The organism is Streptomyces sp. NPDC003327 (assembly GCF_053589515.1).
Map to the genome: position 1 here is coordinate 1 of NZ_JBSFSA010000074.1, position 16444 is coordinate 16444.

Sequence of the window (16444 nt, forward strand, 5' to 3'; positions counted from 1 at the left end):
CCGGTTTTTTCGGGGGTTGGTGGTTTTATTGGCGACCAGTTGTTGTGGGGGTTTGCTTCTGCGCGGGGGGTCGGCCGGGGGGGGGGGGGGGGGGGCCCCGGCCCGGCGACTGCGAAGTCATATCTGGGTGATCGTGATCATCTCTTCCGTACGACGACGAAGTCGGCGAGCGCGGTCAGCTGCTCCCGCACCCGGGCGGGCATGTCGACCTCGTGCAGGGCCTGGATGGCGACCGCGTGCTGGCGGCGGGCCTCCTGGGAGGTCCACTCGCGGCCGCCGGCCTCCTCGATGAGCGCGGCGCGGGTGGCGAACTCCTCCTCGGAGAAGCTGTCGAAGTCGTTGGACTTGGCGTCCGCGGCGAGGAGTTCGCCGAGCCGCTCGGAGGCCTCGCCGCCGGCGGCGAGGGCGGCGACGACCGGCAGGGACTTCTTGCGCTGCCGCAGGTCGCTCCAGGTCTGCTTGCCGGTGGCTTCCGGGTCGCCCCAGATGCCGAGCAGGTCGTCGACGGCCTGGAAGGCGAGGCCGAGGTGGTAGCCGTACTCCTCCAGTTTGTCGGCGGTGCGGTCGTCCGCGCCGCCGAGGACGGCGCCGATGGAGACGGCGCAGGCGAGGAGGGCGCCCGTCTTGTTGCCCTCCATCATCAGGCACTCCTCGACGGTGACCCGCTCGCGGTGCTCGTAGCTGATGTCCTGGGCCTGGCCGTCGATGAGCTTGCGGGTGGCGGTGGTCAGCCGGCGGGTGGCGCGCCCGGCCTCGACGGTGCCGAGCTCCAGGAGCAGTTCGTTGGCGAGGGCGAACAGGGCGTCGCCGACGAGGATCGCCTGGGCGGGGCCGTGCACCTTCCAGACGGTGTCGCGGTGGCGGCGCTGCTCGTCGCCGTCCATGAGGTCGTCGTGGAGCAGCGAGAAGTTGTGGACGAGTTCCACGGCGACGGCCCCGGGGATGCCGACCTCGGGGGCGGCGCCCGCGGCCTCGGCGGAGATCAGGGCGAGCGCGGGCCGCACGGCCTTCCCGCTGTCGGCGTCCGTGGGGTTCCCGTGGGCGTCGATCCAGCCGAAGTGGTAGGCGGCGACGGTGTCCATGGGCGGTGCGAGGCGGTCGACGGCCGCCCGCATGACGGGGGTGGACAGGGTCCGTCCCCGTTCCAGCAGTGCGGTCACGTCCGCGGTGTCGACGGCCGGGTTCCCCGGCTGCGCTGTCGGCACGGTCTCTCCTCTTGTTCCGGTACTCACACTCATGCCGCCTCCTGCAGCGGTTGGTCGTGGCGGCGGCCGAAGGCGGAGAGCGCGGCGCCCGCGGCGCTGAAGCCGCTGCGGACGGCGCTCTCCATGGTCGCGGGCCAGCCGGTGGCGGTCCAGGCGCCGGCCAGGTAGAGGCCGGGCACGCGGGTACGGGTGCCGGGGCGGAGCCGGCCGACGCCCGGGGTGGGGGCGAACGTGGCCGTCCGCTCCCGGGTGACGAAGAAGTCGCGGACCCCCGCGCCCCGGGCGGCGGGCAGCAGCCGCTCCAGCTCGGGCAGGTACCGCTCGCGCAGGGCGGCGACGGGCTCGTCGATCTCGTCCTGGGCGGCGGACTGGGAGACGGCGAGGTACTGGCCGCCGCCGCGGAGCCCGGAGGAGTCGGTGCGGTCGAAGACCCACTGGACCGGGGAGCCGAGCGTGGTGAAGAAGGGCCGCTTCAGCACCTTGCGGTCGTAGACGACGTGGAGGTTGAGGATGGGGGCGGTGCCGATGTCGAGGAGCCGGTCGGGGTCGTCGACGGCCCCCTCGGGCAGCAGCCCGTGCGTCTCCGTCTGCGGCACGGCGAGGACGACGGCGTCCGCGTCGATGGTCTCGCCGGGTACGCGGACGGCCCAACGTCCGTTCGCCGTACGGGAGATGTGCTCCGCCTTGGTGCGCAGGGCGGTGCGGACGCCGAGCGCGGCGAGCTCCTTGGCGACGAGGGTGTCGTGGAGTTCGCCGAGCGGGACGTGCGCCCAGCCGATGTCGGCGGCGCCGGGCTCGGAGAGGAGCCCGGTCTTGAACACCATGGCGGCGAGCCCCATGGAGGCCTGCGCGGCGGGGGCGTTGAGGGTGGGGACGCCCACGAGGTCCCAGAGCGCCTCGACGGCGCGCGGCGACTGCCCGTACCGGCCGAGCCAGGTGGCGAAGTCGATGCCGTCGAGGGCCGGGTCGGCGGGGTCGAGCTTCTTCAGGGCGAGCGCGGCCCGGCCGACGGAGGCCCGCTCGGCGACGGAGAGGTGCGGGTACGTGGCGAGGCTGCGCGCCAGGTGGAGCGGGACGGGCAGGGCGTCGCGGCGGATCCGGCCGAGGCGGGGGCCGCGCGGATGGCCGACGTCGAGGACGGGGACGTCGAGCCGGTCCTGGAGGGGGGCGAGGTGGGCGCCGCCGACGCGGTCGAGGAACCAGCGGTAGGCGGTGCAGCAGCGAAGGTAGACGTGCTGGCCGTTGTCGACGGTGAGGTCACCGCGCCGGAAGGAGAACGCGAGGCCGCCGAGCCGGGGGCGCCCCTCCAGGAGGGTGACGCGCACGCCCGCCTCCGCGAGCCGGAGCGCGGCGGTGGCTCCGGCGAGTCCGCCGCCCACGACGACGACGTGCCGCTCGCGCCCGCCGTCGCCCCCCGTCCCGGGGTCGTCGCCGCGCGGGGCCGCGGGAGCGGCGCCGGGCACGGCGGTCGCCCCCGGGGCTTCGGCCGCGTCGGCCGGCAGGGGGGTGTGCTGGGTGTCGTCGGTCGTCACACGGCCTCCGTTCGGGTCGTCGCGGGCAGGGACGCCGTGGTGGCGGCCCGGGTTGCCCGGCGAGGGGCAGCGTACGGGTGCATCAGGGGCGTCCCCGGACGGCGCGGCGGGCGATGTTCCGCGTGTCGAGTCCGGAGAGGCCGCGGACGGCGACGTACGCCTTCTCGCGGCCGGGGAGCGAGACCCGGCCGCGCAGCACGGCCCCGGGGTCGCGCTCGATGCGGTCGAGGAGGCGCCGGTAGATGCCGGCCATGGCGGCGACGCAGGCGCCGCTGCGCCGGTCGAGCATGGGCAGGAGACGGTAGCCCTCGGCGAACAGGGCGCGGGCGCGCCGCACTTCGAAGTGGACGAGGCCGGCGAAGTCGGAGCCGGGCGGCGGGGTGTCGCTCCCGAAGCCCTCCTGGCAGCCGAACTTGGCGAGGTCGTCGGCGGGCAGGTAGGTGCGCCCGTTGCCCGCGTCCTCGCGCACGTCCCTGAGGATGTTGGTGAGTTGGAGGGCGAGGCCGAGGGTGTCGGCGTACTCGGGGGCGCGGTCGGCGCCGTGGGCGCCGGGGTGGGTGCCGAAGACGCCGAGCGAGAGCCTGCCGATCGCGCCCGCGACGCACCGGCAGTAGACCCTGAGGTCGTCCCAGGTCTCGTACGTCGCGCCGCGCACGTCCATGAGGACGCCGTCGATGAGCTCGTCGAGGCCGTCGAGCGGGATCGGGAAGCGGCGGGCCGAGTCGGCGAGGGCGACGGCGACGGGGTCGGTGTCGTCCTCCTCGACCGCGCCCTTGCGGATGCGGTCGAGGACCTCGCGGGTGGCTTCGAGCCGGTACCGCTTCTCCTCGGGTGCGAGCGTGCCGTCGCCGATGTCGTCGACGCGCCGGGAGAAGGCGTACAGGGCGGACATCGCCTGGCGCTTGTCGGTCGGCAGCAGCCGGATGCCGTAGGCGAAGTTGCGGGCCTGTTGTCCGGTGACGGCCTCGCAGTAGCTGTACGCGGCCAGTACCGGTGCGGACGTCGGGGGCTGTCCCTCCACGGTCTCGGTCACCCCTCTCTCCGCGCCCGGAGCAGTACCGCTCCCGCCTGGCGCATCAGGCTCGGCTTGGTGGGTCCCGGCGGTCCGGGGAGCACGTCGAATCCGGCGGCGGCGACGGCGTCGAGCGCCGCGAGTCCGCCGGCGGTGAAGCCGGCGAGCAGCAGGCGCAGGCGGCCGCGGACGCTGCCGACGAGGGGGGTGCCGGCGTGCAGCAGGGCGCGGGCCCGGTCGGCCTCGAAGGCGATCAGGGAGCGCACGGCGGCGCCCGCGCTGGGCCGGGCGAGGTCGCCCTCGGTGACGTGGAAGCGCGTCAGGTCCTCGGCGGGGAGGTAGATCCGGTCGCGGCGGAGGTCCTCGGCGACGTCCTGGAGGTGCTCGACGATCTGGAGCGCGGTGCAGATCTCGTCGGAGCGGCGGATCCGGTCGGGGGTGGCCGTGCCGGTGATGCCGAGGACGAGGCGGCCGACGGGGTTGGCGGAGAGTTCGCAGTACGCGAGGAGGTCGTCGTACGTCGCGTAGCGCCGCACCTGCTGGTCCTGGCGGTTGGCGGCGATCAGGCCGAGGAAGGGCTCGGGGGTGAGCCCGCACCGCCGGACCGTGGGCTGGAGGGCGCGCAGCAGCGGATGTCGGGGGGTGCCGTCGAAGACGCGGTGGAGGTCGTCCTCGAAGGCGTCCAGGAGCAGCAGCCGGTCGTCGGCGCGCTCGGGGTCGACGCCGAGGTGGCGGGCGTCGGCGCCGCCGGGGGCGAGGTCGCCGTCGCCGATGTCGTCGACGAGGCGGGCGTAGCCGTAGACGGCCATGAGGTCGTCGCGCCAGGCGCGCGGCAGGAAGAAGGGGGCCACGGGGAAGTTCTCGTCCGCGGCCTTGCCGAGGGTCGTGCGCGAGGAGGCGTCGGGGCGCACCTGCGGGGTGGCCGTCACCGGGCGGCGCCCGACGCGGGGACGGCGACACCCTCGCGGAGCTGGAGATTCTGCGTCATGGCCGTCACATCTCCCGTTCTACACTGTCGGACCAATCCATCCTATTTCGGACACGCCGCCGCGCACTGCCCGAAGGACGTCCGCAGCGCCCGGGCGTTCTGGGGTCGACAGCCCTCACATGCCGCGAAACAGACCGGTCCAGCTTACGTCGTACGGGAGCGGTCGCCGTTCCGGGGTGGGCCACGCCGCGCGGCGCTTTCCGAGGGCCGGTCAACCCCCTTTCCGGGGCGGCGACTTGGGCTTCGCGGGACGTCAGCGCGGGCGGGCTCCCGAGACGACCATGGCGAGGGTGGTCTCGACGACGTCGGCCCTGCGCCGGGCGGACAGGAGCCGCAGGGGCCCGTCGAGCAGCAGCAGCGACAGACCGTGCACGGCCGACCACGCGGCGGCGCCGGCGGCCGGGCGGGTCGCCCCGGCGGGCGCGGCGAGGGCGTCGAGCGCTTCCAGCGCCTCCGCGATCAGGGTGAACGCGCGGAGCTCGGGTTCGGCGGCGGCGGGACGGCACGGCGAGGGGTCCGCGGCCGTCGTGGCGGTGGGGCGGGCGGCGCAGAACGCGGCCCGGTAGAGGCCGGGCTGCTCGACGGCGAAGCCGACGTAGCCGCGGCAGAGGGCGGCGAGCCTGCGTTCGGCGGCCAGGACGGGGTCGTCGGCGCCGGGTTCGCGGGCGGCGGCGCGCTCCATGGAGTCGGCGAGCATCCGCCGGGCGTGGTTGCGGACGGTGCGGAGGAGTTCGCCGCGTCCGTCGAAGTGGCGGTAGGCGGCGGTCGGCGAGACGCCGACCCGGCGGGCGGCCTCGCGCAGGACGACCCGCTCGGGACCCCCCTCGGTCGCGAGGTCGACGGCCGCGCAGATCAGCGCGTTGCGCAGATCGCCGTGGTGGTAGGTCTTTCCTCCCGAGATCGCTGGCATGGCGCTCATCCTGCCCGATGTTGACCGCATGAACATTCCGGGCGGGGCCGCGCCCGCGGAGAAAGCGGAATCCCCCCTACCGGGACGGCGGGGGGATTCCGGCGCGGACGGCCCGACGGGCGCTAGCGCCCGGTCTCGCGCTCGTACGCCTTGAGGACCTCGTCCGTGGGCCCGTCCATCAGGAGCTGGCCCTTCTCCAGCCAGAGCACCCGGTCGCAGGTGTCCCGGATGGACTTGTTGCTGTGGCTGACCAGGAAGACCGTGCCGGCCTCCTTGCGGAGCTCGCGGATGCGCTCCTCGGAGCGGATCTGGAACTTGCGGTCACCCGTCGCGAGGGCCTCGTCGATGAGGAGGACGTCGTGGTTCTTGGCCGCGGCGATGGCGAAGCGGAGCCGGGCGCCCATGCCGGAGGAGTACGTCCGCATCGGCAGGCTGATGAAGTCGCCCTTCTCGTTGATGCCGGAGAAGTCGACGATGTCCTGGTAGCGCTCGCGCACCTCCTCGCGGCTCATGCCCATGGCGAGCCCGCCGAGGATCACGTTGCGCTCACCCGTGAGGTCGTTCATCAGCGCCGCGTTGACGCCGAGGAGAGAGGGCTGGCCGTCGGTGTAGACCTTGCCGCTCTCCGTCGGCAGCAGGCCGGCGATGGCGCGCAGCAGCGTGGACTTGCCCGAGCCGTTGGAGCCGATGAGGCCGATGGCCTCGCCGCGGTAGGCGGTGAAGGTGACGCCGCGGACGGCGTGGACCTTGCGGACGCCCCGGGTGACCTCGGCCTTCCCGCGGCCGACGATCCGGCTGAGGGCCGCGGTGGCGCTGCCCTTGCCGCCGCCTCCGGCGTTGACCCGGTAGACGATGTGGACGTCGTCGCAGATGACGGTGGGGATGCTGCCCGTGTCGATGTCAGCCACGGCCGTACCTCTCCTCGGCCTTCCAGAAGTAGAGGAAGCCGCCGATGCCGAAGGCCAGGGCCCAGCCGAGGGCGGTCATCCAGACGTGCGACGGCAGGTTCTCGGAGCCGTACCCGTCGATGAGGGCGAAGCGGATCAGGTCCATGTAGACCGCCGCCGGGTTGTACATGAGGACGTCGGCGATCCACGCGGGCTTGTCGGCGAGCATCGCGGGGATCGAGAACATCACGCCGGAGGCGTACATCCAGGTCCGCATGACGAACGGCATGAGCTGGGCCAGGTCGGGCGTCTTGGCGCCCATCCGCGCGACGATCATGGCGAGGCCGACGTTGAACACGAACTGCAGGAAGAGCGCCGGGACCAGCAGGAGCCAGCTCGCCGAGGGGTAGCTCCCGAAGGCCATCGCGACGGCGACGAGCACGATCATCGAAAAGAGCAGCTGCTGGAGCTGCTGCAGCGAGAAGGAGATCGGCAGCGTGGCGCGCGGGAAGTGCAGGGCCCGCACGAGGCCGAGGTTGCCCGAGATGGCGCGGACGCCCGCCATGACGGAGCTCTGCGTGAAGGTGAACACGAAGATGCCGGTGACCAGGAACGGGATGTAGACGTCCTCGGTCATGCCGCGGCCGGCGCCCAGGATGAGGCCGAAGATCAGGTAGTAGACGAGGGCGTTGAGCAGGGGGGTCGCCACCTGCCACACCTGGCCGAGCTTGGCCTGGCTGTACTGGGCGGTCAGCTTGGCGGAGGAGAACGCCAGGATGAAGTGGCGCCGGCTCCACAGCTGGCGGACGTACTCGAACAGACCGGGCCGGGCGCCGCTGACCGAGAGACCGTACTTCGCGGCCAGGTCGGCCGGGGCCAGGCCCTCGTCGACGGACGGGGGCGCGCTCGTCGCGACCGCCCCGCCCTGGTGTGTGTCACTCACAGTCGAAACTTTCGTGTTCAAGATGCGCGGCACGTCGGGTACCACGATGTCAGACGACCGGGGGGCGACCCAGCCGGGTCAGCCGCCACACCGTACGCCATCGCATGGGGCGGCGCGGTCCGCAGGGTGCCGCCCACCCTTCGCGGAAACCGCCGAACCACGCCGTGAGCGCGGAGAGCGAGGGCCTTCTCGCCAGGGTGAGCAGGAGCCAGACGCCGAGATAGACCGGCACCAGGGGCGCGGGCAGATTGCGACGTGCCAGCCACACTCGGTTGCGGGCCACGTTGAAGTGGTACGAGGCGTGGCGGGAGGGTGCGGTGGTGGGGTGCAGCAGCACCATGTCCGAACGGTAGTCGATCATCCAGTCGGCGTCGAGCGCGCGCCAGGCGAGGTCCGTCTCCTCGTGCGCGTAGAAGAACTCGTCGGGCAGACCGCCGACTTCGGCGAAGACCTTGGTGCGCACCGCGTTGGCGCCGCCGAGGAAGGTGGTCACCCGCGAGGAGCGCAGCGGGTCGCCGGAGCGCAGCCGCGGCACGTGCCGGCGCGCGGTGACGCCGGTCTCCGGGTCGGCGATGCGGAAGCTGATGATGCCGAGGCGCGGGTCGGCGGTGAAGGCCTGCCGGACGAGTTCGGCGGTGTCGCGGTGGGCGAGCAGCCCGTCGTCGTCGAGGAAGAGCAGGACGTCGACGTCGGTGCCGCCGGGGCCGAAGGCCTCGATGCCGACGTTGCGGCCGCCGGGGATGCCGAGGTTCTCGGGGAGGTCGACGGTGCGCACCCCGTCGGGCACCCCGGTGACCGGGGTGCCCTGGCCGACCACGACCACCTCGATCGGGTCGCCGTCCTGGGCGGCGATCGAGTCGAGGAGGGCGCGCAGCTCGTCGGGGCGGTCGCCCATGGTGATGACGACCGCTCCGACCTTCAGCGGGGTGCCCACGGCCGTCCTCACTTCAGCCTGCTGGACACCAGGATCGACACCAGGTGCAGCAGGGTCTGGAGCAGGGCGATGCCGGCGAGGACCGCGACGCCGAGCCGCGAGAAGAAGAGGTCGCCCCGCACCTGGTCGGCGACGGCCAGGACCAGGATCAGCAGGGAGGCCTCGATCCCGAGGATCAGGCGGTGGAACTTGAGCGCGGCGGCGGCCCTGCGGGCCAGCGCCATGCCCGAGGAGCGCGGCTCGGAGGCCGACTCCTTGACCGGCGGGAGGCCGCCCTGGTGCCGGGCGACGCCGACGAGGTCGGTCTCGGCCTTGATCAGGATGGCGCCGAGGGCGGCGAGGGTGCCGAGGAAGGCCCACAGCCAGTCGATCCGGCCGCTGCCCCACAGGTCGGCGGCGCGCAGGCCGAAGCCGACGAGGACCGCCGCGTCGCACAGGTAGGCGCCGACGCGGTCGAGGTAGACGCCGCCGAGGGAGAACTGCTTCTTCCAGCGGGCCACCTCGCCGTCGACGCAGTCGAGCAGCAGGTAGAGCTGGACCATGACCACGCCGAGGACGGCGCCCGGGATGCCCGGCACGAGCAGGGCGGGGGCGGCGAGCACACCGCAGACGGTCATGAGGTACGTCAGCTGGTTGGGCGTGACGCGGGTGTTCACCAGCTGCCGGGTGATCCGCAGCGAGATCTCCCGCATGTACAGGCGGCCGCCCCAGTGCTCGCCGCTCCGCCGGTCCTTCACACCCGGCGGGTGGACGACCGGGCGGAGCTCAGCTACCGATGGCTTTGGCATAGTCGGCGTACGCGTCCCTGATCTCGTCGTCGGACAGGTCGAGGTGTTCGAGGATGGTGAAGCGGCCCGGTCGGGTCTGCGGGGCGAAGACGACGGCCCGGACGAACTCGTCGACCGTGAAGCCCATCTCCTCCGGGCGCACGGGCAGGCCGTGGCGGCGCAGCGTCTCGACCATCAGCGCGGACTCCTCCGGGGCCCCGCGCAGGTGCATGGCGAAGGCCGCGCCGAGGCCGCACTGCTCGCCGTGGCTCGCGGCGCGGGCCGGGTAGAGCAGGTCGAAGGCGTGGCTGATCTCGTGGCAGGCGCCCGAGGAGGGGCGGCTGTCGCCGCTGATCGACATGGCGATGCCGGACATCACGAGGCCCTCGGAGAGGGTGACGAGGAAGTCGTCGTCGCCGACGCCGCCGGGGTGGCGCAGGACGGCCTCGCCGGCGCTGCGGGCCATGGCGGCCGCGAGGCCGTCGACCTTCTCGCCGTTCTCGCGGTGGGAGAGCTCCCAGTCGGCGATGGCGGAGAGGTTGGAGATCGCGTCGCCGATGCCCGAGCGGACGTAGCGCACGGGGGCGTCCCTGATCACGTCCAGGTCGATGACGAGGGCGATCGGGGTGGGCACGCCGTAGGAGCCGCGGCCGTTGTCGTTGTCGAGCGTGGAGATCGGCGAGCAGATGCCGTCGTGCGACAGGTTGGTGGCGATGGCCACCAGCGGCAGGCCCACGCGGGCCGCCGCGTACTTGGTCACGTCGATGATCTTGCCGCCGCCGAGGGCCACCACGGCGTCGTACCGCTTGCCGCGCATGGCGTCGGCGAGCTTGACGGCCTCGTCGATGGTGCCGCCCGCGACCGGGTACCAGTCGGCGCCGGGCAGCTCCGGGGCGAACCGGTCACGCAGCTTCAGGCCGGAGCCGCCGCTGATGGCGACGGCGATCTTGCCGTTGCTGGAGATCCGCTGGTCCGCGAGGAGCGCGGACAGGTCGTCCAGCGCTCCCCTGCGGATGTCGACGACGACCGGCGAGGGGATCAGCCGGGTCAGTACTGGCACGCGATCTCACGGCCCTTCGCGAGGTCGTCGTGGTTGTCGATCTCGACCCACTTGACGTCGCCGATGGGGGCCACGTCGACGGTGAAGCCGCGGTTGACCAGCTCCTGGTAGCCGTCCTCGTAGTACAGGTCGGGGTCGCGCTCGAAGGTGGCCTTGAGGGCGTCGGCGAGCTCCTCGGCGGCCTCGGGCTCGATGAGGGTGACGCCGATGTACTCGCCGGTGGCGGTGGCCGGGTCCATGAGCTTGGTGATGCGCTGGACGCCCTTGCCCTCGGCGGTGATGACCTTCATCTCCTCGTCGGCGAGGTTCTTCACCGTGTCGAGGGCAAGGATGATCTTCTGGCCGTTGCCGCGGGCGGCGAGCAGCGTCTTCTCGACGGAGACCGGGTGGACGGTGTCTCCGTTCGCGAGGATCACGCCGCGCTTGAGGACCTCACGGGCGCACCACAGGGAGTAGGCGTTGTTCCACTCCTCGGCCTTGTCGTTGTCGACGAGGGTGAGGGTGAGGCCGTACCTGGCCTCCAGCTCCTCCTTGCGCGCGTAGACGGCCTCCTTGCGGTAGCCGACGACGATCGCGACCTCGGTGAGGCCGATCTCGGCGAAGTTCTTCAGCGTGAGGTCGAGGACGGTGGTGTCACCGTCGACAGGCACGAGGGCCTTCGGAAGGGTGTCGGTGTAGGGGCGCAGACGCCGTCCGGCACCGGCTGCCAGTACGAGGCCGATCATGCTGTTTCTCCTTCGTCGTGAACGGCGGGTGCTCCGGAGGAGACCCAGAAGCGGATGGACTCCACGAGCACCACGAGCGCGACGGCGCCCGCGAGGGCGGTCACTGCCAGGGTGAAGTCGTCGCCGCGGCCCGTGAGGAGGGCGGCGAGGACGGCCACCAGGAGCGTGCGCCCCTCGTGTCCGCCGATGACGCGCACCAGCCGGGCGGGCGGCGCGCCGGTGCCGCCGCGGATGCGGTACACCGTGTCGTAGTGATGGTAGGCGACCGCCGCGACCAGCCCGAACGCCGCGGGGAGTGCCTGCGGGGAGTCGGAGCGGGCGGCGAGCACCAGGATCGTGCCGTACTCGGCGGCGCGGAAGACGGGCGGTACGAGCCAGTCGAGGGCGCCCGTGAGCGGGCGGGCGACGGCGACGCCGGCGAGGAGCGCGTACGCGGCGGCCGCGGCGACGACGGTCACGTCGCCCGGGGCCGCGCCGAGCGCGAAGCCGATGACGAGCGCGGCGCCGAGGAGGGCGACGACGGGGGCGGGATCCGGCAGCGGCAGGCGGCGGGCGGGCTTCGCCACCAGCTCCGCGAGCGGGCCGGAGTCCGCGAGGTCGGCGAGCGCCCGGGCGGCCCGGTCGGTCCTCGGGGTCCTGCGGGACAGGGAGCGCAGGACGCGGCCCGCGGTGGTGTAGCAGGCGCCGAAGGAGCAGCCGACGATGAGCGCCCAGAAGACGGTCCGGGGGCTGGTGACGGCGGTGAGGACGGCGATCATCGCCCAGCGCTCGCCGATCGGCAGGATGATCATGCGACGGGCCCAGACGGTCCAGCCGACGCTGTCGAGCCGACTGGAGAGGGCCAGGCTGGTCCTGGCCGTGGCGCCAGGGCTCGCCGCGTCGCCGGTGTTCGCCTCGTTGAAGGAGAAGTCCACGACGTGGCGGCAGGTCATGAGGACCATCGCGCCGAGCGCGAGGGCCCAGACGTCGTCGCCGTCGCGGGCGGCGCCCAGGGCGAGGCCCGCGTAGAAGGCGTACTCCTTGGCGCGGTCGAAGGTGGCGTCGAGCCAGGCGCCCATCGTCGAGTACTGCAGCGAGTAGCGGGCGAGCTGCCCGTCGGTGCAGTCCAGGACGAAGGAGACGAGGAGGAGGACGCCGGCGGCGACGTAGCCGCCGCGCTCCCCGGTGGCCGCGCAGCCGGCCGCGATCAGGGCGGTGAACAGCGAGGCCGTGGTGACCTGGTTGGGGGTGAGGCCCCGGCGGGCGCACCAGCGGGCGATGTACCGCGAGTACGGGCTGATGAAGAAGGTGGTGAAGAAGCCGTCCTGGGCCTTGACGGCGGAGCGCAGGCGTACGGCCTCGTCGTCCACGGCCGCGACGGCGGCGCGGGCCTCGTGGCGTGCGGCGGCGTCGGCGGGGACGGCGGCGACGAGGGTGCCGAGCTGGGGCCGGTGCACGGCGACGCCGTCGGCGTCGAGGGCCTCGGCGAGCGTGCCGGTGAGGTCGTCGGTGTCGGCGGCGCCGGTCAGCGCGCGGCTGAGCGCGGGGCGGGCCTCGGGCTGCGCGGTGAGTGCGCCGGGCGCGGCCGCGGCCGGGAACCGGGGGTCGGTGAGCGCCAGGCGCAGGGCGTGCAGGTGGCCGACGAAGCGGGGGTCGACGAGGGCGACGCGCTCGCCCGCCGGTACGGCGGCGAGCAGGGCGCCGGTCTCCTCGACGCCGGAGGCGATCCGGACGTCGAAGCCGAGCGACCGCAGATCACCGTCGAGCGAGGATCCGGGTGCCGGCTGGCCGGTGAGGATGGCGGTCGACAGACGAACTCACTCCTTGGAGCTGACGGCGGGGCCGGCGGGGCCCGGGCGGCCCCGGGGCGCGGCGGTGCGGGCCCGGCACCGGGCGGCGGCACGTCGGCTGAGGCTATCGGATGAACGGAGGCGGAGTTCACCGAGGCTTCGCGGGCAGGACTCCCCCGGGCCCACCCGTGTCCGCACGGCCGCGCCCGCCGACGCGGAGATCATCATCGGGGATCGGCGGCCCGCCCCACAAACCGTCCGCCGAGCGACCGGCGGTGGCCGACGGACATCACCCTGACCGAAATACATATGCGCAGGTCAGGGCACATGACAACGGTGTTCACTGCCGTGTTGCGCATACCCCCCACCCGTAGTTCACTTGCCCCTCGGGGCACACGAGCGACAGGACCGGGAGGCCATGTCATGGGGGCTGGACACGACCACGGGCACAGTCACGGGGGCCCGCCGCCCACGGGCACCGCGGGAGCCGCGTACCGCAGCCGACTGCGGATCGCGCTCGGCATCACGCTCTCCGTGATGGTGATCGAGATCATCGGTGGTGTGGTCGCCGACTCGCTGGCGCTGATCGCCGACGCCGCCCACATGGCGACCGACGCCGTCGGGCTCGCCCTCGCGCTGCTCGCCATCCACTTCGCCAACCGGCCGCCCTCCGGCAACCGCACCTTCGGCTTCGCCCGCGCCGAGATCCTCGCGACCCTCGCCAACTGTCTGCTGCTGCTCGGCGTGGGCGGTTACGTGCTGTACGAGGCGATCCAGCGGTTCATCGAGCCGGCCGACACCAGGGGCGGGCTCGCGATCGCCTTCGCGCTGGTCGGTCTGGTCGCCAACATGGTCTCGCTGTCGCTGCTGATGCGGGGGCAGAAGGAGAGCCTCAACGTCCGGGGGGCCTATCTGGAGGTGCTCGCCGACGCCCTCGGCTCGGTGACCGTGATCGTCGCGGCCGGCGTCATCCTGGCCACCGGCTGGCAGTACGCCGACCCGATCGCCTCGATCGTCATCGGCCTGATGATCGTGCCGCGCACGCTGAGGCTGCTGCGCGAGACGCTCGACGTGCTGCTGGAGGCGGCGCCGAAGGGCGTCGACATGGCGGAGGTGCGGGCGCACATCCTGGCGCTGCCGATGGTCGAGGACGTGCACGACCTGCACGCCTGGACGATCACCTCGGGGATGCCGGTGCTCTCGGCGCACGTCGTGGTGCACGCGGGAGCGCTGGACTCGGTCGGACACGAGAAGATGCTCCACGAACTGCGGACCTGCGTGGGCTCGCACTTCGACGTGGAGCACTGCACCTTCCAGCTGGAACCGGTCGGACACGCGGAGCACGAGGCCCGGCTCTGCCTGTGACGGCCCGGCCCCACCGGTGACTGTTAGGCTCGTCGTACGAACTCGTGCGTGAGAGGGGCTGAGGTTGATGACCGTCGCGATGGAGGCTGCCCAGTGCGGCAGCGCCCGGTCCAGCTTCAGCTCCCGGGTCTCCGGCTGACCTGATCCCGGTTCCACCGGTACGTCACGTCGTCGGCCGGGGCCCTTCACACACAAGGGTTTCCACGTTGTCCGACAACGCTTCTCACGACGCCTTCTTCGCCCTGCACCACGGTCTTCCGCGGCAGGGTCCGGGCTCCGACTCCACCACCCGCAGGCTCCTCGCGCTCGCCCGCGCCCCGCACGGGCGGCCGCTGCCGGAGCGCCCGCGCGTCCTCGACCTGGGCTGCGGCCCCGGCCGCGCCGCGCTGCTCCTGGCCGCCGAGGCGAACGCCGAGGTGACCGCGGTCGACACCCACGAGCCGTTCCTCGACGAGCTGCGGGCGGCGGCCGCCGCCCGGGGTCTCGACGGCTCGATCCGTCCGCTGCGCGCCGACATGGGCGCGCCGCCCTTCCCCGACGGCTCCTTCGACCTGGTCTGGGCCGAGAGCTCCGTCTTCGTGCTCGGCTTCGACCGGGCGCTCGCCGAGTGGCGCAGGCTGCTCGCGCCCGGAGGCACGCTCGTCCTCACCGAGTGCGTCTGGACCACCCCGGAGCCGAGCCCCGCGGCCCGCGCCTTCTGGGACGTCCACTATCCGCTCCGCACGGTCGCGGAGAACGCGGCCGCGGCGGTCGCGGCCGGGTACCACGTCCTCGGCACCTTCGTGCAGCCGGAGAGCGACTGGGACGCTTACTACGGCCCGCTCGCGCGGCACGCCGACGCCGCCGACACCACCCTGCCGGGCATGGCGGGGGCGGTGGCCGCGGCCCGCGCCGAGATCGCGCTGCGGCGCGAGCACGGCGGCGACTACGGCTACGCGGGTCTGGTGCTGCGCCCGGCCGACCCCCGCTGGCGGACCCGTCCCGAGACGGCCGCGGACGCCATGGACGTACGGAGGGTGACGGCGGCGGCCTTCGGATCGCCGGCGGAGGCCGACCTCGTCGACGCCCTGCGCGCGGACGCCGAGGCCTGGCTGCCCGGCCTCTCGTACGTGGCGGAGGCCCCGGACGGCTCGGTCGCGGCGCACGCCCTGATCACCCGCTGCCGGGTGGGCGGGGCTCCGGCGGCGGCGCTGGCGCCGGTCTCGGTGGCGCCGGAGCACCAGCGGACGGGCGCCGGTCAGGCCGTCGTCCGCGCGGTGCTCGACGCGGCGCGGCTGGCGGGCGAACGGCTGGTGCTGGTCCTCGGCCATCCGGAGTACTACCCGCGGTTCGGGTTCGTACGGGCGTCCGAATATGGAATCAAGCCAGGTTTCGAGGTGCCCGACGAGGCGATGATGGCCCTGGTCCTGGACGATCCCGCGCCGGTTCCGGCGGGTCCGCTCGTCTATCCGGCGGCTTTCGGCGTCTGACCGTCCCCCGAGGCGGGCCGCTGCCGCCGCGCCGGTGTACTCCGGTGCGGTGGCAGCGGCGCGCTCCGGCCGCACCCGCGGCCGCCGAAGTACGGACAAGCCGGTTTTGTACGGCAGACTGAGGGCGCCGGCCCCGCGGGCCGAGGACCGAAGCGAAGGATGGGTATGCCGACCACACCAGCCACCGTGACGCACGTCTCGCCGGAGATCGCGCCGAACGGTGCCCAGCCGTCCGGAAGCCCGGAGCCGATCATGCTCGAACTGGTCGACGAGAACGGGACGACGATCGGTACGGCGGAGAAGCTCGCCGCCCACCAGGCGCCGGGGCAGTTGCACCGCGCCTTCTCCGTCTTCCTCTTCGACGAGGAGGGCCGACTGCTGCTCCAGCGGCGCGCGCTCGGCAAGTACCACTCCCCCGGTGTCTGGTCGAACACCTGCTGCGGCCACCCGTACCCGGGCGAGGCGCCCTTCGCGGCGGCGGCCCGGCGCACCTTCGAGGAGCTCGGCGTCTCGCCGTCGCTGCTCGCGGAGGCGGGGACCGTCCGCTACAACCACCCGGACCCGGCCTCGGGCCTGGTGGAGCAGGAGTACAACCACCTCTTCGTGGGCCTGGTGCAGGCCGCGCCGCGGCCGGACCCCGAGGAGATCGAGTCCACCGTGTTCGTGACCCCCGAGGAGCTGGCCGAGCGGCACGCGACCGCGCCGTTCTCCGCCTGGTTCATGACGGTGCTCGACGCGGCGCGTCCGGCCGTCAGGGAGTTGACGGGCCCGTCCGGGGGCTGGTGCAACCAGGTGAAGCGTCGCCTCCGCCATCTCGTCCGCGACCGGCTCACCGAGCTGCCCCCCGGTAGCCTGGTGGTCGTACGGGCGTTGCCCGG

General features: G+C 73.2%; 14 protein-coding genes and 1 pseudogene. 3 read left to right on the forward strand and 12 right to left on the reverse strand.

What is annotated here, in order from left to right; genetic code table 11:
* Positions 1 to 137: 137 nt before the first annotated feature.
* The 12 genes from ACWDVG_RS30675 to ACWDVG_RS30730 all read right to left on the reverse strand — a co-directional run bounded on the left by ACWDVG_RS30675 (position 138) and on the right by ACWDVG_RS30730 (position 12753).
* The gene (locus ACWDVG_RS30675) at positions 138 to 1238 is read right to left on the reverse strand and encodes a polyprenyl synthetase family protein (protein WP_451704067.1); all 1101 of its coding nucleotides are present in this window, start codon (positions 1236 to 1238) and stop codon (positions 138 to 140) included.
* Positions 1235 to 2584, reverse strand: coding sequence for a hydroxysqualene dehydroxylase HpnE (gene hpnE, locus ACWDVG_RS30680; protein ID WP_451704088.1), 1350 nt, complete (start codon positions 2582 to 2584; stop codon positions 1235 to 1237). The genes ACWDVG_RS30675 and hpnE overlap by 4 nt, the downstream gene beginning before the upstream one ends.
* 235 nt (positions 2585 to 2819) lie before the next feature.
* The gene (gene hpnD, locus ACWDVG_RS30685; protein WP_451704068.1) at positions 2820 to 3770 is read right to left on the reverse strand and encodes a presqualene diphosphate synthase HpnD; all 951 of its coding nucleotides are present in this window, start codon (positions 3768 to 3770) and stop codon (positions 2820 to 2822) included.
* Entirely contained in the window at positions 3767 to 4678 is a 912-nt protein-coding gene (gene hpnC / locus ACWDVG_RS30690; protein ID WP_451704070.1) for a squalene synthase HpnC, read from the reverse strand. The genes hpnD and hpnC overlap by 4 nt, the downstream gene beginning before the upstream one ends.
* 312 nt (positions 4679 to 4990) lie before the next feature.
* On the reverse strand, positions 4991 to 5647 hold the full coding sequence (locus ACWDVG_RS30695; protein ID WP_451704072.1) for a TetR/AcrR family transcriptional regulator: 657 nt from the start codon (positions 5645 to 5647) through the stop codon (positions 4991 to 4993).
* Positions 5648 to 5769: 122 nt separating this feature from the next.
* On the reverse strand, positions 5770 to 6555 hold the full coding sequence (locus ACWDVG_RS30700; RefSeq protein ID WP_451704074.1) for an ABC transporter ATP-binding protein: 786 nt from the start codon (positions 6553 to 6555) through the stop codon (positions 5770 to 5772).
* Entirely contained in the window at positions 6548 to 7477 is a 930-nt protein-coding gene (locus tag ACWDVG_RS30705; protein WP_451704076.1) for an ABC transporter permease, read from the reverse strand. Before ACWDVG_RS30705 ends, ACWDVG_RS30700 begins: the two co-directional genes overlap by 8 nt.
* A 49-nt stretch (positions 7478 to 7526) precedes the next feature.
* Positions 7527 to 8372: a glycosyltransferase family 2 protein gene (locus ACWDVG_RS30710; RefSeq protein ID WP_451704090.1), complete on the reverse strand. Its 846-nt coding sequence runs from the start codon at positions 8370 to 8372 to the stop codon at positions 7527 to 7529.
* 47 nt (positions 8373 to 8419) lie between these two features.
* Positions 8420 to 9199 (reverse strand): CDP-alcohol phosphatidyltransferase family protein, encoded by a 780-nt coding sequence (locus ACWDVG_RS30715; RefSeq protein WP_451704078.1) that lies wholly within the window; start codon positions 9197 to 9199, stop codon positions 8420 to 8422.
* Complete coding sequence (locus ACWDVG_RS30720) at positions 9177 to 10238, reverse strand: iron-containing alcohol dehydrogenase family protein (RefSeq protein WP_451704080.1); 1062 nt, start codon at positions 10236 to 10238, stop codon at positions 9177 to 9179. The genes ACWDVG_RS30715 and ACWDVG_RS30720 overlap by 23 nt, the downstream gene beginning before the upstream one ends.
* Positions 10226 to 10963 carry a phosphocholine cytidylyltransferase family protein gene (locus ACWDVG_RS30725; RefSeq protein ID WP_451704082.1) on the reverse strand — a complete coding sequence of 246 codons (738 nt, stop codon included), beginning with the start codon at positions 10961 to 10963 and terminating at the stop codon, positions 10226 to 10228. Before ACWDVG_RS30725 ends, ACWDVG_RS30720 begins: the two co-directional genes overlap by 13 nt.
* Positions 10960 to 12753 carry a DUF5941 domain-containing protein gene (locus ACWDVG_RS30730; protein ID WP_451704092.1) on the reverse strand — a complete coding sequence of 598 codons (1794 nt, stop codon included), beginning with the start codon at positions 12751 to 12753 and terminating at the stop codon, positions 10960 to 10962. Before ACWDVG_RS30730 ends, ACWDVG_RS30725 begins: the two co-directional genes overlap by 4 nt.
* A 402-nt stretch (positions 12754 to 13155) precedes the next feature.
* On the opposite strand from ACWDVG_RS30730, the gene ACWDVG_RS30735 reads away from it, so the two are divergent.
* The 3 genes and pseudogenes from ACWDVG_RS30735 to idi all read left to right on the forward strand — a co-directional run.
* The gene (locus ACWDVG_RS30735) at positions 13156 to 14097 is read left to right on the forward strand and encodes a cation diffusion facilitator family transporter (protein ID WP_451704084.1); all 942 of its coding nucleotides are present in this window, start codon (positions 13156 to 13158) and stop codon (positions 14095 to 14097) included.
* Between the two features lie 206 nt (positions 14098 to 14303).
* Positions 14304 to 15566 (forward strand): GNAT family N-acetyltransferase, encoded by a 1263-nt coding sequence (locus tag ACWDVG_RS30740; RefSeq protein ID WP_451704086.1) that lies wholly within the window; start codon positions 14304 to 14306, stop codon positions 15564 to 15566.
* Positions 15567 to 15731: 165 nt separating this feature from the next.
* Positions 15732 to 16349, forward strand: a pseudogene (idi, locus tag ACWDVG_RS30745) (isopentenyl-diphosphate Delta-isomerase); the annotation flags it as partial.
* Between the last annotated feature and the right edge of the window lie 95 nt (positions 16350 to 16444).

Bases quoted from the DNA above. Each gene is read 5' to 3' on its own strand.
- ACWDVG_RS30715 (WP_451704078.1), bottom strand. From the start codon at position 9,199: ATGCCAAAGCCATCGGTAGCTGAGCTCCGCCCGGTCGTCCACCCGCCG.
- ACWDVG_RS30725 (WP_451704082.1), bottom strand. From the start codon at position 10,963: ATGATCGGCCTCGTACTGGCAGCCGGTGCCGGACGGCGTCTGCGCCCC.
- ACWDVG_RS30735 (WP_451704084.1), top strand. From the start codon at position 13,156: ATGGGGGCTGGACACGACCACGGGCACAGTCACGGGGGCCCGCCGCCC.
- ACWDVG_RS30675 (WP_451704067.1), bottom strand. From the start codon at position 1,238: ATGAGTGTGAGTACCGGAACAAGAGGAGAGACCGTGCCGACAGCGCAG.
- ACWDVG_RS30710 (WP_451704090.1), bottom strand. From the start codon at position 8,372: ATGGGCGACCGCCCCGACGAGCTGCGCGCCCTCCTCGACTCGATCGCC.
- ACWDVG_RS30695 (WP_451704072.1), bottom strand. From the start codon at position 5,647: ATGCCAGCGATCTCGGGAGGAAAGACCTACCACCACGGCGATCTGCGC.